This window comes from Dyadobacter sp. HNCC25DJ185, from assembly GCF_056895195.1.
In genome coordinates, this window is the sequence record NZ_JBXHAR010000006.1 from 541,860 (window position 1) to 567,549 (window position 25,690).

Consider the following 25,690-nt stretch of genomic DNA (forward strand, 5'->3'; position numbering starts at 1 on the left):
ATTTTTTTCGTAGACATTTGATACGAAGATTATCGTAAGTAAATAACAAGCCATGTATATCAAACCCACAGACTCCGAACTGGAAATTTTAAATTTCCTTTGGCAAGAGGGACCAAGTACCGTTAGGGCAGTTCACGACGCCCTTTCGGCAACCAAAGACGTCGGTTATACTACCACCCTTAAGCTAATGCAGATCATGCATGACAAAGGGTTGCTGTACCGCACCGAGAATGGCCGGTCCCATATTTATGTAGCATTGCTCGGCAAAGAAGAAACGCAGCAGAATCTTTTAGGCAAACTGGTCGATACTGTTTTTCAAGGCTCGGCTGCGCAAATGGTCATGCAGGCATTAGGGAACCATTCCACTTCAAAAGAAGAATTAGACGAAATACGTGAGCTTTTAAACAACCTCGAAAACAATCGTTAGCCATGAAAATCATTTCCAACCTATTTTCCGACTCTGTGGTTACGGCATTTGGCTGGACCCTGGTCCACTCTCTCTGGCAGGGAACACTTTTGCTGATTTTTGCAGCAGCAACGCTTTACCTCCTGCGTAAACGCTCAGCCAACATTCGTTATGCGACAGGAATTGGCTTTTTAGCTATGCAGGTGTTGGTTTCAGGTGCGACATTCATGTACTATCAGATGAAAAATACCCCTGTTGCTTCCGCCGGAAAATCGATTGTTTCCTACACAGGCTCCGCGTCTGCGCCTGTTTTAAAGGCTGTTGGATACCAGCTTCCTCTTACCATCAAAATTCAGTTATGGCTGTCGGCCCACCTGAATGAGCTTGTGGTTTGCTGGCTGATCGGCGCTGCATTTCTGCTGCTAAGATTTGCAGGTGGGTGGATTTTTACGGAAAGGCTTCGGTTTAATGCCAAGCTTGTGATGGACAGGGAGTGGCGTTCAAGGTTTGGTGTGATCATTGCAAAAATGAACATTTCTAAATCCATTGAATTCAAAGAGTCAACAAAAATCCTGACACCAATGGTCATCGGCGCATTCAGTCCGGTTGTCCTCATCCCGATAGGACTGCTATCCGGTTTTTCAACGGCTCAGGTCGAAGCAATACTTGCACACGAATTGGCGCATATCCGTAGAAATGATTACCTGATTAACATGTTACAATCATTTGTTGAAGTGGTTTTCTTTTTCCATCCCGCGATCTGGTGGCTTTCCGACAGGGTCAGGGCCGAGCGCGAGCATTGCTGCGACGATATTGCGCTGAGCGTCTGCGGAGACAAAATGTCACTGGCACATGCATTGGTGAAGGTAGCTGAGTGGCAAACCGCCCCAAGAATGGCTATGGCTTTTGCTTCGAAACGACCGCTTTTATTGCAAAGGGTGCAGCGTGTTCTTGGATTGTCGCCCAAGTCATCCCGGACGTTTGGGAGCCTGCCCGTAATGTTGCTTGTGATGAGCCTGGTAATTGGTGTGTCCGTTTATGCTGTTGCACAAAAGGTCGAAAAAGCAAAAACCAAAAAATCAATTCATAAAATTGAGAAGAAAAGTAAGACCGTATCCGAGGACCTTGAAGATATGGAAGTACCTGTTCTTACTGAGGTTTCGCCGGAAGCAGACATCGAAGTGCTCACGGACGTCGAAATTGATGAAGTGCCCGACATTCATTTCGATAACGATTCTTTGAATAAAAAGATGAACGAGATCCATCGCAGAATGGAGGCTATCCAAACCGAAATGGAGCCCTTGAACCGTCGTGTGGAAGAAATCAATCTGGAAATGGAGAAGCAACGGTTCGAAGTGGAGCGTTTCCAACGAGAAATGGAGAAGATAGAATGGAAAAAGAGAACAGCGATGGAATTGAGGTCTGACCTGATGGAAAAAAGGTCGGCAATTTTTGACCGTGACCGGAAGGCAGGAGACGCGGATGTCGACAAGCAACTTGCTGATTTTGAACAACAAATCAAAGTACAGGAAGAGGCCATCTCGGAGTTAAATTCTCAAATCGCGGCCAATCGCAGGGAGACGTTCAAAGCCGAAGAGCCCATTCGTAAGCTGGAAAGCGAAATCCAGCAAATCAATGAAAAAATTGAAGAACTGAATGCGAAAATGGGATTGGAAACGCTTGGTTTCGAAAGATTCGAGTCGGTACACAATTCGACAGGTGCAAGGATCGCAGTCCTGAACAGAAATGGGAACAGGCGCAGCATACTGCTCCCACCACCAGCCAAGGCACCAGTACCAAGGGCCCCTTCACCCATTGCGAAACCAGCAAAGGCTCCGGCACTCACACCCAATCCACCACCACCGCCGCCCAAAAAATAATCTGATATAAAAATGAGCCATGGTTTCCCTATGGCTCATTTTTATATATTCCGAAAAACAATTCTATTCCACTTCGATAATGACATCATCGCTCATTGGATGCGATACGCAGGTCAGGATAAAACCTTCATCGATCTCCGCTTGTGAAAGCGCATCCTCTTCATCCATATGGACTTTTCCTGAAACACATCGTCCCAGGCAGGCTGTGCACATACCCGCCTGACAAGAATAAGGCAAATCTATGTCCATATTTTGTGCGGCTTCCAAAACGGTTTCGTGTGGCTTGACCGAAAGCTTATACTCCGCTCCTTCGTAGAATAAAGTAATCTCTCTCTCTTTCAAATCATTTTCGTCGTCGTCTTCCAGGGATACTTCTCCAGGCTGCGCAGTGGTGGCAGTCAAAAAACTTTCCCGTCTGATCTTGCTCTGCGGAACAGCCAGAATTGCCAAAGCCCGCTGCGCTTCTTCCATCATATCCTCTGGTCCGCACATAAAGAATTCTGCCTCTGTTTTCTTCAAAGTCGGAAGCGCTTCAATAATCTTCAAAATGTGGGATTTGTTCAAACGTCCGGTTTGTCCCTTCCACTCGTCCGAGGGCTGGCTTAAAGTGTGGATAACCTTAAGACGTTCTCCATACTTAGCCTCGAGCGCGGCTATTTTATCTTTGAAAATAATGCTGTCTTCGTTGCGGCTTCCATAGATCAGAAAAACCTCACTCTCTCCTTCAACCATCAGGATCGATTTCAAAATAGAAAACAGGGGCGTTATCCCGCTACCGGCTCCAATAAATACGACTTGCCTGACCTGATCATCGGCCTGCTTTGGAAAAAACGAACCCATCGGCTCCATTGCTTCCAATACATCCCCTTCTTGAATGGTATCCAGCAACATATTGGAGGCGAAACCACCCGGGACCCTTTTAACCGTAATGGCCAGAGAAACGTCCGTATAGGGCGAACTGGACATTGAATAAGATCTCCTCACTTTTTTATCATCTTGAGGAAGCAATAAAGTCAAAAACTGACCTGGACGATACGAAATCACTTCATTGATCGGATGCCAAAAGTGAATGGTCGAGGCCTCTTCGGTTTCCTTTTCGATTTCCTTTACTTTTAAAAAATAATATTTGCTCATTTTGGGGAGCCTTTGCGCCTGGCTATTAGTAAACTTTATCGACGAAAATATCCTGATTTGCAGGATATATAAATGTTTTGTATAAATGAAATGAATGCAAAAGCCTCACAGGTAACACCTATGAGGCTTTTAAGATTTCAATATACTTTATTTTAAAGTTGCGACCGCTGTCTTAATACGTTCAACTGCTTCAACCAATGCTTCATCAGCTGCGGCAGTCGATATCCGGATACAATCAGGGGCACCAAAACCCGAGCCCGCAACGGTAGAAACGAAAGATTTATTCAATAGCCAGTTTGAAAAATCATCTGAGTTATTGATGGTGGTAGTTCCATCAGATTTTCCGAAATAATAGCTCACATCCGGAAAAGCGTAGAATGCGCCTTGGGGTACATTTACCTTGAACCCTGGGATCTCTTTCAACAAACCAACAACCAAATCACGGCGGCGTTGATATGCTTTTGACATTTCGATGGTCGGCTCCATCGGGCCGTTGAAGGCTGCTGTCGCGGCTTTCTGAGCAATTGAGTTTGTCCCGGACGTAACCTGTCCCTGTAATTTCTCAACCCCATCGGCAATCCACTTCGCCGCCGCTATAAACCCGATACGCCAGCCGGTCATTGCATAGCCTTTCGCAACTCCGTTTACTGTTATCACACGGTCTTTCAATTCGGGGATAGAACCGATACTGAAGTGGCCCTCATCAGTGAAATTGATATATTCATAGATTTCGTCGGCGAGTACGAATATGTCGTCGTGTTTTTCCAAGACAGCCGCGATTTCTCTTAATTCTTTTTCTGTGTATACAGCGCCTGTTGGGTTATTTGGAGAAGCATACATTACAATTTTGGTACGCGGTGTTATTGCCGCCTCCAGTTGCTCCGCCGTCACTTTGAAATCGTTGTCAAAAGCCCCGTTGACCACCACTGACTTTCCTTCCGCCAGTTTCACCATTTCTGAATAACTCACCCAATATGGCGCAAAGATGATTACCTCGTCGCCTGGGTTGATCAGAACCTGGATTACATTCGCCAGAGAATGTTTTGCACCTGTCGAAACCACGATATTTTCGGGTTTCCAGTCTATATGATTATCACGCTTTAATTTGTCGGCAATAGCTTTACGCAGATCAGGATAACCTGCGACCGGGGAATATCCATGAAAACCATCATCGATGGCCTTCTTGGCAGCCTCACAAATATGTGCGGGCGTTTTGAAGTCTGGCTCTCCCACGCTCAGACTGATTACTTTATGGCCTTGGGCAGCCAATTCGCGGGCCATTTTGGTCATCGCCAGTGTCGAAGATTCTTCGAGGGCATTGATACGGTCGGCCAACAACCGTGTTCCCGTTTGGGCTTGCTCTGCTACTGCGGACATTGCAATAAAAATTTAGTTAAAGAAGGTACTGCTATCGGTATCAACAAATTGCCCGCAAAGGTACAGGTTTTTACACTTTGATCATGGAATGCAATTAAGATTTATCAAAAGACCTCGCCAAGATTCACAAATAACCCCCTTGATCCCTTCATCCCGAAACCGTAATCAATCGCAACATTGGTGCGCGACTTCTTGTTGACTTTAATCCGCAAACCCACTCCTCCGCCAGGGGCGACTTTTGTAAAATTGTTTGCAGGCCAATTGGACACGCTTTGGGCATTTCCAAAAATAACGGCCCCGAGCAAACCATTGCGGGTCAGCGCAAAACGATACTCCGACTCAAAATATAGAAGCCTCGGGCTCCGGAAACGCCCCTGAATGTAACCTCTGCCAATATTATTGGTAGGGTCCCAGCCAGTACTTGGTAAGTCTAAATAAGGAGGTTTTCCATCTACGGTAAGCCAGTTATAATTCCAAAACGCCAGGGTATTCTGACTTCCCTGAGGCAGGTTGAAGTACTTACGGATATCTACAATGACGGACTGCCAGTTGGCTGTACTATTAAGTAACTTAAGGCTCGATCTATATTGCGCACTTGCATAGAAACCCCTCAGCGGATTGATGGAATTTGTCCTGCTATCGTACAAAAAAGTAGCCACCGGGCCAGCAGATGTGGATTTTGGCGTTAGGCCGTATTTCTGAACATCGTCATTTTTATCCTCCTGCTTTATTTTCCATCTATAATCGTAGAAGTACCCTGCACCCACAAAAAAAGAATCCCCGATCTTTTTCAAAACCGTTTGGTGCAAACGCAAATGTGAATAGTCTATCTGTGCGGCGTTACTTATTTTGCTATCCGGCCCGAGACCGTAGGTATCTTGAGGGTACTTAAAATAACGCCAGTCTATCAGGAAGTTATAATCATTATTGCGTGTCCAGATGCTGGCTTGCAGAGGAACAGTGATCTGCTTGTACTGCGTGTAAATGAAATTGGTTGTAATGCTCGAAATCCTTGTTTTCTGTGGGTTACTGGAATAAAATGCAGTATTTACATTAATAGATCCAATAAACCCTGAAGATAAGGTGTAACCAAATGCGGGGACGATCGAAAACAATATTTTCCCGACTTTTAACGCAGTATCACTTTTAACAGAATCCTGCCTGTTCTTTTTTCCGATTTGTTTAAGAACGTCTATGATGTCTTTCAGTGGCACCGGTTTGAGGGTTGTATCTGCTATCGGCACCTGCTGACGAATTGTATCCGCGTTCTGTATCATTTCAACTTGTGTCTCTAAGGGCATGCCATTTCCTTGTAGACCTTTGATGATCAAAAAGATGGATAAAAATGATATACCTAAATTCCTGAATTCCAATTAGCGTCCGTGATTATATTTTAGTACTGACTTTACAATACTAAAATGATACCCGGAAACAACAAAGCGACCTGATTCCGCAAGAAACCAGGTCGCTTTCAACAATTTATTCTATTTATGCCAAAGAAGCTTTCAGATTCGTATCAATAGCTTCAAGGAATTCCTCTGTATATAGGTAATGCTCGCCATGTTTCACGTCATTTCCATAGATACCAACTGCTAAATCCTTGGTCATCTGGCCACTTTCCACGGTTTCGATACACACTTTTTCCAAAGCGAGACAGAAATCGATCAATGGTTGGTTACCGTCCAGCTTTCCGCGGAACGCAAGGCCGCGTGTCCATGCAAAAATAGAAGCGATTGGATTGGTAGAAGTTGGTTTTCCTTTTTGGTGCTCGCGGTAGTGGCGGGTAACAGTGCCGTGCGCTGCTTCCGCTTCCATGGTTTTGCCATCTGGTGTAACCAAAACGGAAGTCATTAGACCCAACGAACCGAAACCTTGCGCGACGGTATCCGATTGAACGTCGCCATCATAATTTTTACAAGCCCAAACAAAGTTACCATTCCATTTCAAGGCAGATGCAACCATGTCATCGATCAGACGGTGCTCATAATGCACTTTGCCTGCGTATTCCTGATCGTAAACTTCTTGGAAGATATCCTTGAAACGACCGTCGTACTTTTTAAGAATCGTATTTTTTGTAGACAGGTACAAAGGCCAGCCCTTATCCAATGCCACATTGAAGCAGGCACGTGCAAATCCACGGATCGATTCGTCGATATTGTACATCCCCATCGCAACACCTGGACCTTTAAACTGATACACCTCATGCTCAATCACTTGCCCATCCTCTCCTTCGAATTTGATGGTCAGCTTGCCTTTACCAGGCACCACGAAATCCGTCGCTTTATACTGGTCGCCAAAAGCGTGACGTCCAACGATTATAGGTGCAGTCCAGTTGGTTACGAGACGCGGAACGTTACTCATAACAATCGGCTCACGGAAAACAGTACCATCCAGGATGTTACGGATTGTTCCGTTCGGAGATTTCCACATTTGTTTCAGATTAAATTCTGTAACGCGGTCCTCGTCCGGTGTAATGGTTGCACATTTGATACCCACACCATATTCTTTAATCGCATTGGCAGCATCGATTGTAACCTGGTCGTTGGTCTCATCACGGTATTCTACACCCAAATCGTAGTATTTAATATCTACATCCAGATACGGTAAAATGAGTTTTTCTTTGATAAACTTCCAGATGATCCGGGTCATTTCATCGCCATCCAGTTCCACGACCGGATTGTCAACTTTAATTTTGCTCATGTCCTAATTCTATACGATAGTTAAAGATTTTGAAATCAAACCGTGAAAGTACGAACAATCGGCTAAAAGCTGAAAAATAGGCTGGATAAGTTGGACTTAATGTTGGGAGTTGGGAGCATTGGGTTAAATGACGATATTGCTTGCATACAAATCATGAATCAGATGATCACAAAAGCCGATCTAAGGCAGCAATATTTAGAGAAACGCCTGGCTTTGGTCACAGGCGAAATTGAAGCTAAAAACGATGTCATTTCCAGTGTCATCACAAACATTTTTGCCAAAATCCAGCCCGGCACAATCCACACTTTTTTACCTCATTCAACTAACAATGAGGTAGATACATGGAAAATAATCCATTGGATATGGAAGTATTTACCCACCACCAGAACCGTGGTCCCGTACATCATTCCGGGCTCCCGTGAAATGGAACATTACATATTAACCCCGCAAACAGAGCTTCGGTTAAACAGCTGGAAGATACAGGAACCTAATCCCGGCACCTCTGAAAAGGTAGATGAAGCGCTGGTTGATATTGTGTTGATCCCACTTTTGGTTTTTGATAAAAAAGGTTTCCGGGTGGGGTATGGAGGGGGCTATTATGACCGTTTTCTGGAAAAATGCACTAATGACGTACTTAAAATCGGCTTGTCCTTTTTTGAACCCATTGAGGAAATAAGTGACTTGGATGAATATGATGTTCCGTTAAATATGTGTGTTACACCTGAATATATTTATCAATTCTAAATTTCGTTGTAAATTTGCGGCACTTTTTGCCTGTCCGGCAAAATGAAAATCATTATTATCCATTTTAATCACAATGCAAGAATGAAAATCGCAGTAGTAGGCGCTACCGGTTTGGTGGGCGGCGAAATCCTCAAAGTGCTCGAAGAGCGTAATTTCCCGGTAACGGAATTATTGGCCGTTGCATCAGAAAAATCTGTTGGCAAGGAAGTTACATTCAAGGGTAAACAGATAAAGGTGATCGGATTTGAGGACGCGATCGCAGCCAAACCTGAAATTGCGATATTTTCGGCAGGCGGCGGGACATCACTTGCACTTGCACCAAAATTTGCAGAAGCAGGAATTACAGTTATCGACAATTCTTCTGCATGGAGAATGGACCCAACAAAAAAACTGGTAGTTCCTGAAATTAATGCAGGTGAACTAACCAAAGAAGACAAGATTATCGCAAACCCAAACTGCTCAACCATTCAAATGGTAGTGGTTCTGAATCCCTTGCACAAAAAATATAAGATCAAACGCGTTGTAGTGTCCACCTATCAGTCGGTAACGGGGACGGGTAAAGCAGCAGTAGACCAGCTTTTTGCAGAACGTGCCGGTGACCACAGCAAAGGCAAAGTGTATCCGCACCAGATCGACCTGAATGTGTTACCGCATATCGATGTGTTCCTCGACAATGGTTATACCAAAGAAGAAATGAAAATGACGAATGAAACCAAGAAAATCATGGGTGACGATAGCATTGCGGTAACAGCCACAACCGTTCGCATCCCCACAATTGGAGGTCATTCAGAAGCAGTTAATATTGAGTTCGAAAATGAGTTTGACCTGGACGAAGTTCGTCAGCTACTAAGTGAGTCTGAGGGCGTGATTTTGCAGGACGATCCCAAAAACGCGCTGTATCCAATGCCACTGACGGCGCATGGAAAAGATGAAACCTTCGTCGGCCGCATCCGTCGCGACGAGTCACAGCCCAAAACGCTGAACTTGTGGATCGTAGCCGATAACCTGAGAAAAGGCGCAGCAACCAACGCCATTCAGATCGCAGAGTTTCTGGCAAAACATGATCTGGTAGGCGTTGCACAGGAAGTTTAGTGTTTGAGACTAAGATAGGCAGAGAGAGTTACTGAAAAGTGGCTCTCTCTTTTTCTTTTCCCTGATCTCTTAAAGGGAACTTCTACTTCTTAGCAGGTACGAAATGAAGCCCTTTTGGGGTTTGAGGTGAAGGAAGAACCTCACCTGTCCACCTCTCCCATTACCACATCAATCGAGCCGATTATCGCCACCAAGTCCGCCAGGAGCGCGCCTTTTGACATTTCACCAATGACCGAAAGGTTATTGAACGAGCAGGCTCTTGCCTTGCAGCGGACGGGAATATCCGAACGTCCATCCGTTCTGAAATAAAAACCTAGCTCTCCCTTGGGATTTTCTGCCCGAACATAAAAGTCCATCGCTTTGGGCCGAATCTTTTTGGGGACCATTGCCTGCGGATCGAAGTCGCGCGTTCTTTTGTAATCACCGGTCAGCTGGATGATGCATTGTTCGATGAGTTTCACCGATTCCCAGCATTCAACAACACGCACCCAGGTTCGGTCCCAGCAGTCGCCTACCGTACCCATTTTGCCTTCACCGGCAGGTATCTCGAAATCCAGTTCTGGATAAACAGAATATCCGTCTACTTTTCGAAGATCGTATCGTAATCCAGAGCCCCTCAGCATGGGTCCGGTACAACCGTAGTTAATCGCGACCGGCAAAGGCAGCACACCTACATGGGCTGTTCGCTGAATAAATATTTTGTTATCGACCACCAGTTGCTGCAATTCGATCAGTTTCGGCTTCAGATACTTGATGAATTCCAGACATCTCTCTTCGAAGCCCACCGGTAAATCATAGAAAAGCCCTCCGATCCAAACGTAATTGTAAAGCATTCTTGCCCCGCAAGTCCATTCCAGCAGACGCAGGATCTGTTCCCGGTCACGCATCATCCACAAAAACGGAGTATAAGCGCCAATATCCATTGCATAAGTCCCCAGCGCTACAAAGTGAGAGGCCAGCCGATTCAATTCTGCAACAACGACGCGGATATACTCGATCCGTTTTGGAATATCGTTTTCGATACCCAGCATCCGTTCAACACCCATTACATATGCGTGCTCGGAGTTCATTGCCGCCACGTAATCCATCCTGTCGACATAAGGGATAATCTGGTTGAATGGAAGCGCCTCCGCGTGCTTTTCAAAACATCTGTGCAGATAACCTAAATGGGGCACCACGTCGACGACCACTTCTCCGTCAGTAACCACCTCCAATCTCAGAACTCCGTGAGTAGAAGGATGTTGCGGCCCCATATTAAGAACCATTTCCTCAGTACGAAGGTTTTCAGCGGTATATTTCGTAGGTACAGAAACGGTCAGGTACTCTGGTTTGTACTCGTATTGTATCGCATTGCTCATCTTAAAATCTGACTAATTTCTGATCGTGAACTTCAACCTTCAGCGGACCAATCGGCCTTCCTTCATTATGCAGCCTGTCAACTGCGGTAACATAGTATACATATCTCCTTCCGGATTCCGCAGACACATCAACAAATTTTTCTCCTTCATAACACATCCCTATGATTCGTCTTGGGTCGTGTGCAGTTGCTTTTTCATCCGCAGAAAATCGGTAAATAACATAATACCAGGCCAGGTCTCCGTCTGAGGCTTCGTCGGGTTTATCCCAGACCAGCTCCAAACCCTTGGATAACAACGTTGCTTTGAGGCTTTTCGGTGAAAGTGGTGGAACCTTATCCTTCCACGGCATGGTAGGAACCAGCGCAGGATAACGGAAAAAATCTCTCCGTAATGAATCCACAAAGCCCAGGCTATTGGCCTTAAGCGATCTGGAGCTGAAAAAGATAGCTCCGTCTGTTTCACTTTCCCTGAAATACCGGATCTGATTGGGTACCTCCACAGGATTGGACCAGTGTGTATCCTTGTCTTTATACCCCACACGGTAGGCACCAATGCCAACGTACAAATGTCTTTCAAAGGAATTCTCGGTCCACCAGTCGATCATGTTCTTATAAGGTACTCTTGCAAAACCGGATGAAAAATAGATCTGCGGTGCAATGTAATCCACCCACCCCTCTTTCACCCATTTGCGGCTATCGGCAAAAAGATCGTCATAGGATGCCAATGCACCGAATGTTTTTGATCCTTCCGCATCCCTGTCCTTATTCCTCCAAACTCCGAAAGGGCTTATGCCAAATTTCAGTTTGGGCTTTACAGCTTCTAGGCCGTCATGGATCTGTTTTACCAGGAGATCCACATTATGCCTGCGCCAGTCCGCCTTATTGGTGTATCCGTCCGCATATTTTTTGAAAGTTGCATCATCCTGGATAATCTGGCCCGGAGAAGCATAGGGGTAGAAATAATCATCAAAATGGATTCCATCCACATCGTAATTTCGGGCCACATTGACCGTCATATCCGTAATAAACTGTCTCACTTCCGGAAGGCCGAAATCAAACAGTTTATATCCGTCATAGGTCAAAATCCATTCGGGATGAATGCGGCTGATATTTTCGGACGATACACTGGTTGAAGATTTATGAACGAGGCGGTTCAGATTGAGCCACGCATGGAATTCGAGGCCCCGTTTGTGCGCTTCGACGATCATGAAATCCAATGGATCCCACATCGGGTCAGGCCGCTTACCCTGGCGTCCGGTAAGCCATTCCGACCAGGGTTCGGGACTTTTGGCATAGAAAGCGTCCCCCGCTGCACGGACTTGCACGAAGACCGCATTCATACCCACTTTTTTATGAAAATCGAGAAGATTTGAGAACTCCTCCTGCTGTTCCTCTGGAATAAGATTTTTACTGCTCGGCCAGTCTATGTTGTCAACAGTAGCTATCCAAACCGCTCTGAATTCTCTTTTAGGAGGCAATAAAATTTCTGTTTCAGCGGTCTGAGCGATGCAACTTTCCATTAAAAACATCACGATTATAAAGGAAAGCGCAACTATTTTAAATTTTTTCACTATCTAACCAATGCAAAATGTTAATCCGATCAAAGTAACGTAATTTGAAACAAAGTTAGCCGAGAAGCGACTTAAATTCATGTAATCAAGGTCTGATTCAACCCCATGGAAAAGCCTGACACTTTTCTGGGCATTCTTGACTTTTTCATATTTTAAGTTAAAAGTGACGGGAATTGCCGTTGAGGGAGGGGGGCAGACAAACAACATACTATTGTAATTGTGAATAATTTTTCTGCATATTTATTGTGTAATTACAAGGATTTTTGTGATTTAACGGAAACATCAATCTTTATAAATGCCGCCAGTAACGTTTAAACATACATCCCATTTTGGAACCTTTTGTTAAAACCACAAAGAAAAACGTCCTGTTTGAAATTGCATGGGAGGTTTGTAATCAAGTTGGAGGAATATACACTGTTATAAGAACCAAGGTCCCTGCTATGGTGGAAAAGTGGGATGAAAACTACTTTTTACTGGGTCCTTATTTCGAGAAAAAAGCATCATCCGAATTTGAATTAATCACTGATCTCGAAGACTCCCCCGCTGGCAGGGTTGTGAGGAGAATGAGGGATATGGGCTATACTGTTTATTACGGCTATTGGCTCGTTACCGGAAAACCACGGGTAATCCTTTTTGATCTGCCAAGTATCGCCCACGAACTGGACACGATCAAATTTAACCTATGGGAACGAAGCCGGATTCCCACCATCAATGTTGAACCGCTTGTTAACCAAACCCTTTGCTTCGGTGAATTGGTCCGGATATTCCTCAAAGAATATGCCGAAGAAAATGCAAAGCGCGAGGACATTTCAGCCCAATTTCACGAATGGATGGCGAGCAGCGGACTCCCCGACCTGAAACGTGACAATGTGAAAGTGGCAATGACATTTACCACCCACGCCACCATGCTGGGCCGTTACCTCGCCCAGAATGTTTCGGGCTTTTACAACAAGCTGCCGTTCTTTGACTGGGAGCAGGAAGCCAAAAATTATGGGATCCTGGCCCAATGCTCGGTCGAAAGACAGGCGGCGCTCAGCGCGCACGTACTCACTACGGTGAGTGATGTTACTGCCCGTGAGTGTGAAGTGTTCCTGGGAAGAATGCCTGACCTGGTGACACCGAACGGACTCAATGTAGTCCGCTTCCAGGCTGTTCATGAATTTCAAAACCTCCATTTGAAGCATAAAGAAAGGATTCACGAATTTGTCCTGGGCCATTTCTTCCCCAGTTATTCCTTTGATCTGGATAAAACGCTGTACTTCTTTACTTCTGGCCGCTACGAATATAGCAACAAGGGTTATGACCTGACCCTGGAAGCACTTGCCCGTTTGAACTGGAAAATGGTGCAAGCCAATATGGATATGACGGTAGTGATGTTCATCGTCACCAAACAACCCTATTATTCAGTAAATCCCGACGTACTTCAATCGCGGGCTGTCTTGAACGAATTACAGGAAACCTGCCGCGCCATCGAAAAAGAGGTTGGTGAAAAGCTATTCCTTGCAGCCGCTTCGGGAACGGACCATAAAATGCCGGATCTGAACAACTTCGTGGATGAGTATTGGCGTCTCCGGCTAAGAAGGACTATACAAAGCTGGAAAACCGACAAGCTTCCTGCCTTTGTTACGCACGATTTGAAAGAGGAGGATGGCATTACCGATTTTTGCAAAAGGGCCAATCTCGTTAATAATGAAAGGGACCGCGTGAAAATCGTTTACCACCCTGATTTCATTTCTTCTACCAATCCCCTTTTCGGGCTCGACTATGGCCAGTTTGTTCGCGGTTGCCATTTAGGCGTTTTCCCTAGCTACTACGAGCCCTGGGGCTATACCCCGCTCGAATGTGTTGTCCGGGGAGTTCCTACGGTGACCAGCGATTTATCCGGTTTCGGGGATTATATCATGCAGATTATGCGTGACTATGAAAACCGGGGTATTTATGTGATCAACAGAAAATCACAGACCTTCTCCCAGGCAGCCGATCAACTGGCCGATATTCTTTTCAAATTTGTCAGAATGCAGCGCCGTGACCGGATTATGCAACGGAACAGGGTTGAAAATATATCCGATGTCTTTGACTGGACGAATTTGCGGTCGTATTATGATACTGCACATGATCTGGCCAATAAGCGCAAGAAACCATAAATTTGGCTTTATAAATCGGCTAATAACCACGATCCGACCCCGGATTCAAAATAATACCGTTAATTTAAAATTCGATTTTAAATTAACGGTATTATTTTTATTTAAGCAGGCATCAAAATGAACTACATAGAGGTAGAATTAAAAGTAGAACCCGACTTTTCCGAAATAATCATGGCTGAGTTGGGTGAGGCAGGCTTCGAGTCTTTTGTGGAAACGGACGAGGGTTTGCTGGCTTACATTCAGGAAAGCGATTTTAATCAAAGTGAATTGGAGAACCTGACGGCCAAATACCTCAATTTAACGACAATAGCAGTGTGCTGGAAATCGTTAGAAAAAAGGAATTGGAACGAGGAGTGGGAAAAGAGCTACGAGCCGATAGAAGTCGGCAATAAAATCCGGGTAAGAGCAACCTTTCACGAACCCGACCCTTCTTTTACATATGATTTGCTGATTCAGCCTAAAATGTCGTTTGGCACCGGGCATCACGAAACGACGTGGCTGGTCATGAACGAGCAACTGAGCCTTCCGCATGCAGGCCTGGCAGTAATGGACGTGGGGTGCGGCACCGGGATTTTGTCTGTTTTGGCCGCAAAACTGGGAGCAGCAAGTTTACTGGGTTTTGATATAGACGAGTGGGCCGTTGAAAATACTGTTGAAAATTTTGAAATGAACGAATTATCTGCTGAAACCGAGGTTTTCCAAGGAACCATTGACAAGGTTCAAAAGGAAAAAATATTCGGCGGGGTCCTGGCTAATATCAACCGGAATATCCTGCTCAGTGAAATACCCAAATATGTTAATCACTTAAAGCCTGGCGGATGGCTGGTTACCAGTGGCTTCTACGAGGCCGATCAAGTTGATATTGAGAACTGCGCTTTCAAAAACAGCCTAAGGAAACTAAGGTCAAATACGCGAAATCAATGGGCTTGCGTTGTATTTGAGAAAATCTGATCCATAGTAAGCTTCGCAAATCGAAGCCAGCAGCTAACCGCCAATAGCTAGACACATGAAAATAATTCGCTTTACTATACTCCTTTATTGCTTCATGCTGCTTGGAAAGCATGCAATGTCCCAAAATCTGAAATTGCCGGACGAGCCCACCCAGTTCATGACGCAATTTAAAAAGATGATGGACGGCAGCCGCAATGCACAGTATATGCGATCGGTAGCTCAGCTGGACAGCATCTGGATGTCCTCTTTCAACACTGCCCAGCAGATGAAGTTTACTTCAATTGTAAAAACGCAGGTAGCAAAAGGACAAAAAGCGGGGCCAGTATTGTACTTAATTACGCGTAATGCCCATTTTTACGCAAAACAATCGCCAGAAAATCTGGACGGTTTTCTCAATCTGGCTTCAAGCGCAGGAGAGAAGTCCGACGGCAAAACACTGCAAAAGATATTTGAAACAATCAGGATCCTCAATGAAACGCGCAAGCTGTACTCGGCCAATTACAATTCGCTGTACCTGCTTGAAGGGACTTATCAATATCGTTTCGACACCACCAATGCTGAAAAAGCGAATGCTGAAGCCAACGTAGCAGCCGGGAACGACAGCTGGGATACGCCTGTCGATACCAATTTCGTAATCACCCCCAAATCTAATCCCCTTCCCATTATTTCAGGAGCGCTGCTGGATCTGCAAAACGCAACTTTTGCAATGGTAACAGGCAGTGATTCTGTTGTTTTCGGGCCCACAAATGGGAGCATATCTCTCCAGAGCGGCATTTTTGTGGGTAAAAACGGGAAGTTCAACTGGCAGGCGGCCGGAGATTCGTCCATTTACGCAGATCTCGATCGCTATTCCTTCAACATCAGTCAGCCAAAGCTACTGGCGGAAAATGTTACGCTCCATGATGATCAGCAATTGGCGGCGCCCATCAAGGGTACGCTGGAGTATCGCGGTGTGAAAAAAGCCAGAGGACAAGCTGCGCCTTATCCCCGGTTTGTGTCCAATGGTATTGACGCCCGGCTGAAAGAATCCAGGAAAAACATCGATTACAAAGGTGGTTTTGCATTGATCGGTAAAGAAATGTACAGTTCTTCACTGAGTGAGTTGCCCTCCACCATCAAGGTCAAGTACAAGGATAAGCTCGCATTTACTGCGCAAAGCAAGAAATTCGTTCTCAAAGATTCTGTGATTTCGTCTTTGTTTGCCTCGTATACAATGCCGTTGGGCAGCGATTCATTGTTTCATCCCGGCATTACCTTTAAATACAATGATGATGAAGGACTGGTCAAATTAGGACGAGCCGAAAAGACAGATTATGCGCCCCTGCCCTACCAGGACACTTATCACAAAATGAATATCTGGTCGCAAGCGATGCGATGGCGGTTTCCGACCGAAAAGGTTGAGTTTTTGCGGATTGACGGAAAAACGGTTGTTCCCGTAAGATTGGAATCCCAGGATTTCTTCAAAAAGGAACGGTTCAGGGAAATTGCAAAGGAATATGGTTCTCAGCCACTTAATATGGCTGCCAATTATGTGCAGACAACCAAAAAGTCTGCATTTCTGGCTGAGGAGCTGGCCACGCATTTCAAGCAAAATCCTAAAATCCTGCGCAACGCATTGCAGCGGCTGGCCCTGGATGGCTATTTTGTTTATAACAAAACAACAGATGAGTTTGCATTAAGCAAAAAAGGTGTTTTGTATGTGCTCGCCAATCTGGATAAAGCGGATTATGACAACTTTCAGGTTTCGTCCCAATATACCGCCAATGAAGAAATTGCAAATGCGACAATCTACCTGCCCGACACATTGCTTACCGTATTGGGTGTATCGAGATTTATTGTCAGCGATTCCCTGAAAATATATGCAACCCCTTCGGACAAAAAGCTCGTGATAGGCAAAAACAGGAACTTTACATTAAATGGCCAAATGGTCGCTTCCAATTACCAGTTTCGTGGCCAGAACATCAAATTTGACTATAACCAGTTCTTCGTTAATGTAGCACCGTCCGATTCGATCACATTTACGCCAAGAGAAAAATTCGCCAAAGGGCAACAGGGAGAAGTAGGCGGTCACGTGAAGTACGACAAAGGAGGGACCTTTTACTTAAGTGATCCGAAAAACAAGTCGGGTATCCAGAAAGGGATTAAGAAATCGCCGCGTTTGGTGGTCGAAAGCGGCATGACCGTATTTTTCGATCAGCCTGAGCGTGGTACCGTGTTGTATCCGCGCGAGGTTTTTTTCAAAATCCCTAAAATAGATATGGATGGCCTGGACAAGCGTGATGTGATTTTCGAAGGAACCTTCAATTCCAATGGCATCATCCCTCCTATCCAGACTATCTTGAAAAGCATGCCTGATAACTCGCTTGGCTTCGATTATAAGCCGCCGGTTACGGATATCAAACTTTATGACGGAAAAGCCCTGGCGCGATTTACCGATACCTTGACGATGGATAACAGTGGTTTGCATTCAAAAGCCGTTTTGAAATACATGTCTGCGTCCATGACTGCGAAGAATGTGCTGCTCACATCCGACTCGCTCATGGCCTCCGGAGATGTGGCGAGCATTAAAGAAGCGACCATCGGCAAAGGCTACTTCCCTGCCGTTGAACTGAAAGACTATGCATTGAAATGGTACCCCAACGCAGACAGCATGTTTATCAATACAACGGGCAAGTCATTCTCATTCTATAAAGGAACAACAAATCTGGAAGGCAGCCTGCTGATGCGTTCGACAGGATTATATGGAAATGGCAAATTAAAAAGGGCCGACTCCGAGCTTTCTTCTGCAGACATTAAATTCAACAAGGACGGGTTTCTGGCAAACAGGTCTTCATTTGCGATCAACAGCAGCGATGTTAAGTCGACCAAAAAGCTTCTGACAGGCAATAACGTCAATGTTGATTTCAATTTCAAAACCGGCATCGCCAATTTCCTTACGGATGAAACAGGCTTTGGAAATGATTCGTCCGGTATGCAGATACCCACGGCTTCGTACCAGACTTTGATTGGAAGCGCGAAGTGGGATATGCTGAAAAAAACGATTTTAATGAAAGGTATCGGTGAAACTTCATCTTATACTTCCACAGATCCGGACCAGGAAGGGCTTACTTTTAACGGTACGGAAGCACTGTACGACATCGAAAAGGTTTCGCTTAACATCAAGGGAGTGCCGTTTATTCAAACCGCCGACGTAAAGATTATTCCCGACAAAGGGTATGTGAGTGTAGACAGCAAAGGAAAAATCGCTCCCCTGAAAAAAGCCCGCATTGAAATCGATACTTTGAATGTCTCCCATAGAATGCGCGACGCCGACATTCGTATTGATTCCCGCAACCACTTTGAAGGCTCCGCGACCTACCAATATATTACTGCCCGGAAGGATACCTTCAATATTAAAATGCAGAATTTCGAGCTAAGGGAAATGGGTGCCGCAAGCGAAGGAAAAAGGTCAAGGAACAATAACAATCAGGCTGCGGCCCCCGTAAAATACTACACCACTGCCCGTGCCGACGTGAAAGAAACCGACAATTTGGTCCTTTCTCCACGCATTCAATTTAAAGGCGGTATTAATCTGATCGCCTACGAACCTTCACTGCAATTGGACGGGTTTGTAAAGCCGGTGATCAAATTCAGAAAAGATTTCCAGAGTTCCTGGATTGTTTACAAAGAGAATCCCGGAGAAACCATTGCCATCAAAATCAACAAAGACCTTAAAAACGAGCACGAAATACCGCTTTCTGTCGGATTGCATTATAATGAAGCCAGGGGAATGTATATGAGTTTTCTTTCACCCAAAGAATCCGACGGTGACGAAGATATTTACCTGGCGCAGGGAGCTTTGAATTACGATGAGGATAACAAAGCGTTTAAAGTGACTCCGCCACCCGGACCAGATGGATTGATCGACGAAGCCAATTCTTTACGATTTGATGATAAAACCGGCCTGGCTACTTTCGCCGGCGCATTCAAGCTTACCGGAGCTGACTGGCTGCAGACGGTTGGAAGTGCGGAAGTGCAGGTAGACAGTGCGAAATTTGGCTTCAATGCAATGCTTCTGATGAAACTGCCGGCACTCGAACCGATCGCTCAGCCTTTGGTAGCAAAAATCGTTGAGACCAATCTTGAAGAACAAAACAGCACTGCTGCGGATGACGACTTCGAGCAATTGACGCAAAAATTGTCTGCATTGATAGGCTCCAAAGCAACGGATGCATATGCTAAATTAACCGCCGCAGGTTACAAACCGCTGTTTGATGCTTCTCCGATTTTGGATGTACCGATGGTCTTATCCAATGTAAACCTGCGCTGGTCCGCTGCGCATGCCGCCTACTACTCTCAAGGGCCCATTGGAGTTGCTCATTTTGGAAGAAACAACGTGAATGCGCAAATGGAAGGCGTGCTTGAAATTCGTCGCGGTGTCGAAGGCGACGAATTCAGCCTTTACCTGCAGGCTTCACCGGATATCTGGTACTATTTTGATCTGAAACAAGGCGAACTGGGCGTGGTTTCTTCGCAGATTGATTTTAATGACCAGATCACCGCAAAATCCAAGAATGTAAAATCGAAAGACATGTCGCTGGTTGCAATCGGAAGTGAGGAGAAGGATATGTTCGTGAACCGCTTTGATGATTTTTATCAGCCTGCAGTGAAGAAGGCCAAGCTTGTAAAAGCAACGACCAAAAAGAAAGCCGTAACCACTCCTGCCGAAGAAAAAAAGAAAAAGGCGGAACCAACCGAAGGTTTCTAATCTAATTTTAAGAATTGCAATACTTTATGCTACAATTTGAAAATGCGCATATATAAACGTAGTTTTGCACCACTATTTCTTGCAAAATCCTTAAAGTATTGTATTTTTGAGAAAAACTTAACGAAATTTAAATTAATCATTGAATAGTGCAAAATGAGTATTGTCTTAGTAATAGTTTCGATTATAGCAGCGTATTTGTTGGGATCCATCCCAAGTTCAGTGTGGTACGGAATAGGATACTTTGGGATTGATGTTCGCAAGCAGGGAAGCGGAAATGCCGGCGCCACCAATACGTTCCGTGTTTTAGGAAAACGCGCAGGGACTATCGTCATGCTTATCGACGTGCTCAAAGGGTGGACAGCTACCTGCCTGGCATCTATGCTTTTTTACATGAATGAAATCGGCGAGACAGAATTGCTCGTCTACAAAATACTCTTCGGGATTGTTGCTATCATTGGCCATATTTTTCCTGTGTTCGTAAATTTCAAAGGGGGCAAAGGAATTGCGACATTGCTGGGTATGGTGCTCGCAATACATCCTGAGCTTGCATTGGTTTGCATTACCATCTTTATTCTGACACTGATTGCTTCTCAATATGTGTCGCTGAGTTCAATCCTGGCGACACTGGCTTTTCCGGTACTTTCCTGGCTGGGCGTATTTGGGCATCCGGAGCCGTTGCTGGTCGTTTTCGGGTTTACGATGTTCCTGCTGGTCGTACTCACGCATCAAAAGAATATTATACGATTGCTCAATGGAAACGAAAACCGGGTTAACATTTTTGCCAGGTCAAAAACAAACCGTCACTCGTAACCTTCTTTTTTTAAGAAATAGCAACCCCTGAGGCCAGACCTTAGGGGTTATTTTTTATCTTGGCTTCCCTTTCGACCAATTCGACTACAACATTAAGACATGAACAAATATATTGAAGATAACCGCGACAGATTCCTTGATGAACTGCTGGATTTGCTCAGAATTCCGTCTGTAAGCGCTGATTCCAATTTCAAAGATGATATGTTAAAAGCTGCGGAATATGTAAAAGACAGCATTTTGAAGGCCGGAGCGGACAGGGCTGAGATTTATGAAACCGCAGGGCATCCTGTTGTTTATGGTGAAAAAATGATCGATCCGGCTCTACCTACTGTACTGATTTACGGACACTACGATGTGCAGCCGGCTGATCCGTATGAGCTCTGGAATTCGCCACCGTTTGAGCCCGTAATTAAAAACGACCGCATTTATGCAAGAGGTTCCTGCGATGACAAAGGCCAGTTTTATATGCATATCAAGGCATTGGAAACCATGATCGCGACGGGTTCCCTCGCTTGCAATGTGAAGATCATGATCGAGGGCGAAGAAGAAATCGGCTCCTCCCATCTCGGCACATTCGTCAGAGATCATAAAGATATGCTCAAATGCGACACCATTCTGATCTCGGACACGAGTATTATCGCCAATGATGTTCCTTCCATCGAAACCGGTTTGCGCGGATTAACTTATGTTGAAGTAGAAGTCGTAGGGGCCAATCGGGATTTGCATTCAGGCGTGTACGGCGGTGGCGTTGCAAATCCGATCAATATACTTTGTGAAATGATCGCTTCGCTGAAAGACAGAGATGGGCACATTACTATCCCGGGTTTTTACGACGAAGTTGAGGATTTGACGACCGAGCAGCGCGATGCACTAAATGCTGCTCCATTTGATCTGGAAGAATATAAGAGGGACCTTGCCATTGATGATGTATCAGGAGAAAAAGGTTATACAACCATTGAGAGAACTTCTGTCCGCCCAACTTTGGATGTAAATGGGATTTGGGGAGGATATATAGGCGAAGGGGCCAAGACCGTTCTACCTTCCAAAGCAAATGCAAAAATCTCCATGCGTCTGGTACCCAACCAAAATGACGATGCGATTTGCGAGCTATTTACGAGACATTTTGAATCCATAGCGCCGGCCTCCGTGAAGGTAAAAGTGACGCCGCATCACGGTGGCTTACCTTACGTTACCCCTACCGATTCCGTGGAATATAAGGCTGCCGAACTGGCAATGGAAGAATCCTTTGGCAAAAAACCTATTCCAACCCGCGGCGGCGGCAGTATTCCAATCGTCGCGCTTTTCGAGCAGGAATTAGGAAGAAAAAGTATATTGATGGGGTTTGGACTGGATATTGACGCACTACATTCACCCAACGAAAGTTACGGCTTGTTCAATTATTATAAGGGGATTGAAACGATACCACTGTTTTTCAAACATTACGCTAACTTGAAGAAGTGATCATCGCTTGCGCCGCTGCTCGCGCTTCATCTTCTTCAAATTAGCAATCGCAGCTTTTGCCTCTTTATCCTGGCTCGACTTTTTATCCGCCTTATCCTGAGCGATCTTATAGTACCGCAGGGCTTCGTCGTAATCTTTGTTGATCTCTGCGATTTTACCCAAACCAATCAATGACGAAAGGTAATATCCCGCATTCGTTGATTTGGTCTGAGTCGAATATTCAATGGCCTTTTTAAAATAACCGCTTGCAGCATCGTAATCGCGGTGATAATTCATGTTGTAGTAAGCCAGTACATATGCAGCATTTCTCCCGCTTACACCCTCATACCCGGGCATGCCCTGGTTGATCTTGTCAATGATATTTTGGGCAGCCTTCTCAGCTTCTACCATTTTACCTGTAACGAAAGCGGTCCGGCAGAAATACCTTTCAAAATAAGGATTATTTGGGAACGTCTGCCACATATACTTCGCCATTTCGTAGGCCTTACTGTACTCGTTTTCCATGCTGTAAATCTGCAGGAGAAAATAACGGGCTTCCACTCTGGTATAAAATGCATTGTTGCCCACTTTCTCAAGCTGCTGTTCTCCCAGCTTTTTATTGCCTTTGGGGAAAAGAGCCAGGATCGGTTTTAGGATTGGATATTCTTTTGGTACCCACTCCGCATAATAATTATAGAGTCCATCGCCAAAAAGTAGCTCTGGTGTAAGGTCACCGTTTCCTTTGCATTGCTCAAAATATTTAAGAGACCTTTTACCCGCAATGGCAGCTTTCGCCCAGCTTTCACGTTCTGCATACAGCCTGCCTTTGAATGCATAAGCCGCTGCAAGGAAAAAGGCCGGCTCTACCTTACTGTTTTCTTTGTCGTAAAGCTCCTCGGCAAGGTTAATGGTCGAATCCATCTGGGCAAGAAAGGCGTCGTCGTGGGATTCGTCATCTGTATTGGGTACGATCTTCCACCATTCTGCCAGACCCATCAGAAAGTGGGGCATCGGGTGTTTCGGATAACGGTATTTGAGCCATCTGAACTCGGCATCGGCTTCTGCGAACTTGTAATTATAAAGCATATTGATCGCCTCCGTCGACTCGATTTGCACGCTCGGGTTTTTGAGGATCATGTCGTAATTCTTATCCAGATCGGCAGAAGAATACAGCTGAGCAGAAGCCTTTGGAATTACAATTACAGCTAAACAACAGGATATGATGGTGTTAATAATACTTTTCATAGCAGGGGTAATGTGTCCTATTTAACGCGGGTTTTTTATTTTACGTTTGTCACCGGCCCGGTTTTTGAAAAAAGAGTTAATATTGACCAGATTAAGCCGACACCGCCAAACATGATTCACATTCTTGATAAAACATTTGTCCCTTTTATTTCAAAAGAAGACATTGAAACCCGCATAGCCGAGCTTGCAGCGCTTATCAGCAAGGATTATGAAGAAAGTTGCCCTGTTTTTCTGGTGGTTTTGAATGGCGCCTTTTTGTTTGCCAGTGAGCTGGTCAAGAAAATCCCTTTATCCTGCGAAATTACATTTATCCGGCTTTCGTCCTACGCACAAACAGAATCAACCGGTAAGGTCAAAGAAATCCTTGGTTTGGATAGAAGTCTTGAAAATCGCGATGTTGTTATTATTGAAGACATTGTAGATACAGGACTAACAATGAGACAGTTACTAGATAAAATTAATGACATGTCCCCAAAATCGCTCGAAATCGCGACCTTGCTCCACAAACCTGAAGCACTAAAATCTCCCGTCAAGATGCGCTACAAGGGTTTTGAAATTGACAATAAATTTGTTGTCGGCTATGGTCTCGACTACAATGGAATGGGCCGTAATCTTGATTCGATATATGTTCTGGCCTGACCAAAAATTACTTCATTCAAATCTCAACAACTAAACCTCCAGGCATGCATATTCAATTTTTTGGTGCCGCGCGCACTGTCACCGGCAGCAAGCATTTGATCACCACCGAAAAAGGCACCAAAATATTACTCGATTGCGGGTTATTTCAGGGCATCCAAACAGATGAATTTAACCAGAAATTTGGTTTCAAACCTTCTGAGGTTGATTATCTGATACTTTCACATGCACACATCGACCATTCTGGTCTGATCCCGAGACTTGTCAAGCAGGGCTTCAACGGGCCGATCTACTGTACTTCTGCCACAGCTGATCTTTGTCGGGTCATGCTGATGGACAGCGCACACATTCAGGAACAGGATGTCGAGAGAATCAATCAACGTCGCGAAAAACAAGGTCGACCACTCCTAGAAGAATTATATGACTCGGAGGACGCGGCGCATGCACTGACTTTGTTAAAGACAGTCAAATATGGCCAGACTTTTTATCTGGGGAAAAACAGTGAAGTTGCGGTGGTGTTGACCGATGCCGCACATTTGCTAGGTAGCTCTGCGGTACATTTGACCATTCCTGACAAAGGCACATTTACGCAGTTGACATTCACAGGTGATATTGGCAGGCCAGAAGACAGGATACTCAAAAAGCCAGACAGTTTCCCGCAAGCCGATATCATCATTTGTGAATCTACCTACGGCGATCGTCTGCATGAGAAGGAAGGCGATATGCATGCGCATCTCCTAAAGATTGTGAGGGAAACCTGCGTTCAAAATCGCGGAAAACTGATCATACCGGCATTTGCGATCGACCGGACACAGGAGCTAATTTACGCTCTTGACCAATTGTATAGTTCTGGAAAGCTGCCGCACATCCCGGTTTACATAGACAGCCCGCTGGCTGTACGCGCTACCGCAATCATGAAAGAGCATGACGAATGTTTCAATCCCGAGATCCTGGCATATATTGAAAAAGATGGGGATGCTTTTGCGTTCCCTTATCTTCACTACATTTCAGAAGTGGAGGATTCCATTGCCCTGAACGATAAGAAGGAACCTTGCATCATCATTTCAGCCTCGGGGATGGCCGAGGCAGGGCGGATCAAGCATCATATCAAGAACAACATAGGTGATCCGACTGCCACCATTTTGCTGGTCGGCTATGCTTCGGCCAATACACTTGCCGGAGCCTTGAAACGTGGCGACAAGCATGTAGATATTTTTGGCGAACAATTTGAAGTGCGCTGCCACGTAACATCTATGGAGTCCTTTTCGGGACACGGAGACTACAATGAAATGCTGGATTTCCTATCCTGCCAGACTGCAGATCGGGTAAAGAAAATTTTCCTGGTACATGGAGAGTATGAAACACAGGTTTCATTTAAGTTGAAGCTGCAAAACGCGGGCTTTAAGGAAGTATATATTCCCGCCCTTTACGAAAATGTAGAAATTTGAAGGATATA

The 25,690-nt window shown here is 45.1% G+C and carries 18 protein-coding genes; 11 read left to right on the forward strand and 7 right to left on the reverse strand.

The genetic code is table 11. The features are described from left to right. Window positions 1-52: 52 nt before the first annotated feature. Both AC1XUF_RS19885 and AC1XUF_RS19890 read left to right on the forward strand, forming a co-directional pair. Window positions 53-427 carry a BlaI/MecI/CopY family transcriptional regulator gene (locus AC1XUF_RS19885; protein WP_483343572.1) on the forward strand — a complete coding sequence of 125 codons (375 nt, stop codon included), beginning with the start codon at window positions 53-55 and terminating at the stop codon, window positions 425-427. Between the two features lie 2 nt (window positions 428-429). Next, window positions 430-2,286 carry a M56 family metallopeptidase gene (locus AC1XUF_RS19890; protein ID WP_483343573.1) on the forward strand — a complete coding sequence of 619 codons (1,857 nt, stop codon included), beginning with the start codon at window positions 430-432 and terminating at the stop codon, window positions 2,284-2,286. Window positions 2,287-2,349: 63 nt separating this feature from the next. Here AC1XUF_RS19890 and AC1XUF_RS19895 read toward each other — a convergent pair whose 3' ends face one another. The 4 genes from AC1XUF_RS19895 to AC1XUF_RS19910 all read right to left on the reverse strand — a co-directional run bounded on the left by AC1XUF_RS19895 (window position 2,350) and on the right by AC1XUF_RS19910 (window position 7,497). Beyond that, entirely contained in the window at window positions 2,350-3,420 is a 1,071-nt protein-coding gene (locus tag AC1XUF_RS19895) for a 2Fe-2S iron-sulfur cluster-binding protein (RefSeq protein ID WP_483343574.1), read from the reverse strand. A gap of 147 nt (window positions 3,421-3,567) precedes the next feature. After that, the gene (locus AC1XUF_RS19900; protein ID WP_483343575.1) at window positions 3,568-4,797 is read right to left on the reverse strand and encodes a pyridoxal phosphate-dependent aminotransferase; all 1,230 of its coding nucleotides are present in this window, start codon (window positions 4,795-4,797) and stop codon (window positions 3,568-3,570) included. A 104-nt stretch (window positions 4,798-4,901) separates the two neighbouring features. Continuing rightward, a complete protein-coding gene (locus AC1XUF_RS19905; RefSeq protein ID WP_483343576.1) occupies window positions 4,902-6,098 on the reverse strand; it encodes a BamA/TamA family outer membrane protein in 1,197 nt (398 codons plus the stop codon). 187 nt (window positions 6,099-6,285) lie between these two features. Next, window positions 6,286-7,497 carry an NADP-dependent isocitrate dehydrogenase gene (locus AC1XUF_RS19910; protein ID WP_483343577.1) on the reverse strand — a complete coding sequence of 404 codons (1,212 nt, stop codon included), beginning with the start codon at window positions 7,495-7,497 and terminating at the stop codon, window positions 6,286-6,288. Between the two features lie 153 nt (window positions 7,498-7,650). Between AC1XUF_RS19910 and AC1XUF_RS19915 the strand changes: the two genes are divergently transcribed. Together AC1XUF_RS19915 and AC1XUF_RS19920 are read left to right on the forward strand one after the other, a co-directional pair. Further along, complete coding sequence (locus AC1XUF_RS19915) at window positions 7,651-8,241, forward strand: 5-formyltetrahydrofolate cyclo-ligase (protein WP_483343578.1); 591 nt, start codon at window positions 7,651-7,653, stop codon at window positions 8,239-8,241. Window positions 8,242-8,322: 81 nt separating this feature from the next. Beyond that, window positions 8,323-9,333, forward strand: coding sequence for an aspartate-semialdehyde dehydrogenase (locus tag AC1XUF_RS19920; protein ID WP_483343607.1), 1,011 nt, complete (start codon window positions 8,323-8,325; stop codon window positions 9,331-9,333). Window positions 9,334-9,473: 140 nt separating this feature from the next. On the opposite strand, the gene AC1XUF_RS19925 is transcribed toward AC1XUF_RS19920, so the two are convergent. Together AC1XUF_RS19925 and AC1XUF_RS19930 are read right to left on the reverse strand one after the other, a co-directional pair. Further along, window positions 9,474-10,691 carry an NADH-quinone oxidoreductase subunit D gene (locus tag AC1XUF_RS19925; protein WP_483343579.1) on the reverse strand — a complete coding sequence of 406 codons (1,218 nt, stop codon included), beginning with the start codon at window positions 10,689-10,691 and terminating at the stop codon, window positions 9,474-9,476. A 1-nt stretch (window position 10,692) separates the two neighbouring features. Next, a complete protein-coding gene (locus tag AC1XUF_RS19930; protein WP_483343580.1) occupies window positions 10,693-12,210 on the reverse strand; it encodes a glycoside hydrolase family 10-like protein in 1,518 nt (505 codons plus the stop codon). Window positions 12,211-12,590: 380 nt separating this feature from the next. Between AC1XUF_RS19930 and AC1XUF_RS19935 the strand changes: the two genes are divergently transcribed. From AC1XUF_RS19935 to AC1XUF_RS19955, 5 genes are all read left to right on the forward strand, one after another. Continuing rightward, entirely contained in the window at window positions 12,591-14,405 is a 1,815-nt protein-coding gene (locus tag AC1XUF_RS19935; RefSeq protein ID WP_483343581.1) for a glycosyltransferase, read from the forward strand. A 117-nt stretch (window positions 14,406-14,522) separates the two neighbouring features. Further along, entirely contained in the window at window positions 14,523-15,356 is an 834-nt protein-coding gene (prmA, locus tag AC1XUF_RS19940) for a 50S ribosomal protein L11 methyltransferase (RefSeq protein ID WP_483343582.1), read from the forward strand. Between the two features lie 55 nt (window positions 15,357-15,411). Continuing rightward, complete coding sequence (locus AC1XUF_RS19945; protein WP_483343583.1) at window positions 15,412-20,103, forward strand: hypothetical protein; 4,692 nt, start codon at window positions 15,412-15,414, stop codon at window positions 20,101-20,103. A gap of 153 nt (window positions 20,104-20,256) precedes the next feature. Next, window positions 20,257-20,913, forward strand: a complete 657-nt coding sequence (gene plsY / locus AC1XUF_RS19950) for a glycerol-3-phosphate 1-O-acyltransferase PlsY (protein WP_483343584.1) — start codon at window positions 20,257-20,259, stop codon at window positions 20,911-20,913. Between the two features lie 99 nt (window positions 20,914-21,012). After that, a complete protein-coding gene (locus AC1XUF_RS19955) occupies window positions 21,013-22,374 on the forward strand; it encodes a dipeptidase (protein ID WP_483343585.1) in 1,362 nt (453 codons plus the stop codon). Here AC1XUF_RS19955 and AC1XUF_RS19960 read toward each other — a convergent pair whose 3' ends face one another. Next, window positions 22,375-23,598 (reverse strand): tetratricopeptide repeat protein, encoded by a 1,224-nt coding sequence (locus AC1XUF_RS19960; RefSeq protein WP_483343586.1) that lies wholly within the window; start codon window positions 23,596-23,598, stop codon window positions 22,375-22,377. Between the two features lie 111 nt (window positions 23,599-23,709). Between AC1XUF_RS19960 and hpt the strand changes: the two genes are divergently transcribed. Both hpt and AC1XUF_RS19970 read left to right on the forward strand, forming a co-directional pair. Further along, on the forward strand, window positions 23,710-24,237 hold the full coding sequence (gene hpt, locus AC1XUF_RS19965; RefSeq protein ID WP_483343587.1) for a hypoxanthine phosphoribosyltransferase: 528 nt from the start codon (window positions 23,710-23,712) through the stop codon (window positions 24,235-24,237). Between the two features lie 44 nt (window positions 24,238-24,281). Next, entirely contained in the window at window positions 24,282-25,682 is a 1,401-nt protein-coding gene (locus AC1XUF_RS19970; protein WP_483343588.1) for an MBL fold metallo-hydrolase RNA specificity domain-containing protein, read from the forward strand. The last annotated feature ends 8 nt before the right edge of the window (window positions 25,683-25,690 follow it).

Bases quoted from the DNA above. Each gene is read 5' to 3' on its own strand.
- AC1XUF_RS19885 (WP_483343572.1), top strand. From the start codon at position 53: ATGTATATCAAACCCACAGACTCCGAACTGGAAATTTTAAATTTCCTT.
- AC1XUF_RS19890 (WP_483343573.1), top strand. From the start codon at position 430: ATGAAAATCATTTCCAACCTATTTTCCGACTCTGTGGTTACGGCATTT.
- AC1XUF_RS19895 (WP_483343574.1), bottom strand. From the start codon at position 3,420: ATGAGCAAATATTATTTTTTAAAAGTAAAGGAAATCGAAAAGGAAACC.
- AC1XUF_RS19900 (WP_483343575.1), bottom strand. From the start codon at position 4,797: ATGTCCGCAGTAGCAGAGCAAGCCCAAACGGGAACACGGTTGTTGGCC.
- AC1XUF_RS19905 (WP_483343576.1), bottom strand. From the start codon at position 6,098: ATGCCCTTAGAGACACAAGTTGAAATGATACAGAACGCGGATACAATT.
- AC1XUF_RS19910 (WP_483343577.1), bottom strand. From the start codon at position 7,497: ATGAGCAAAATTAAAGTTGACAATCCGGTCGTGGAACTGGATGGCGAT.
- AC1XUF_RS19915 (WP_483343578.1), top strand. From the start codon at position 7,651: ATGAATCAGATGATCACAAAAGCCGATCTAAGGCAGCAATATTTAGAG.
- AC1XUF_RS19920 (WP_483343607.1), top strand. From the start codon at position 8,323: ATGAAAATCGCAGTAGTAGGCGCTACCGGTTTGGTGGGCGGCGAAATC.
- AC1XUF_RS19925 (WP_483343579.1), bottom strand. From the start codon at position 10,691: ATGAGCAATGCGATACAATACGAGTACAAACCAGAGTACCTGACCGTT.
- AC1XUF_RS19930 (WP_483343580.1), bottom strand. From the start codon at position 12,210: ATGGAAAGTTGCATCGCTCAGACCGCTGAAACAGAAATTTTATTGCCT.
- prmA (WP_483343582.1), top strand. From the start codon at position 14,523: ATGAACTACATAGAGGTAGAATTAAAAGTAGAACCCGACTTTTCCGAA.
- AC1XUF_RS19945 (WP_483343583.1), top strand. From the start codon at position 15,412: ATGAAAATAATTCGCTTTACTATACTCCTTTATTGCTTCATGCTGCTT.
- plsY (WP_483343584.1), top strand. From the start codon at position 20,257: ATGAGTATTGTCTTAGTAATAGTTTCGATTATAGCAGCGTATTTGTTG.
- AC1XUF_RS19955 (WP_483343585.1), top strand. From the start codon at position 21,013: ATGAACAAATATATTGAAGATAACCGCGACAGATTCCTTGATGAACTG.
- AC1XUF_RS19960 (WP_483343586.1), bottom strand. From the start codon at position 23,598: ATGAAAAGTATTATTAACACCATCATATCCTGTTGTTTAGCTGTAATT.
- hpt (WP_483343587.1), top strand. From the start codon at position 23,710: ATGATTCACATTCTTGATAAAACATTTGTCCCTTTTATTTCAAAAGAA.
- AC1XUF_RS19970 (WP_483343588.1), top strand. From the start codon at position 24,282: ATGCATATTCAATTTTTTGGTGCCGCGCGCACTGTCACCGGCAGCAAG.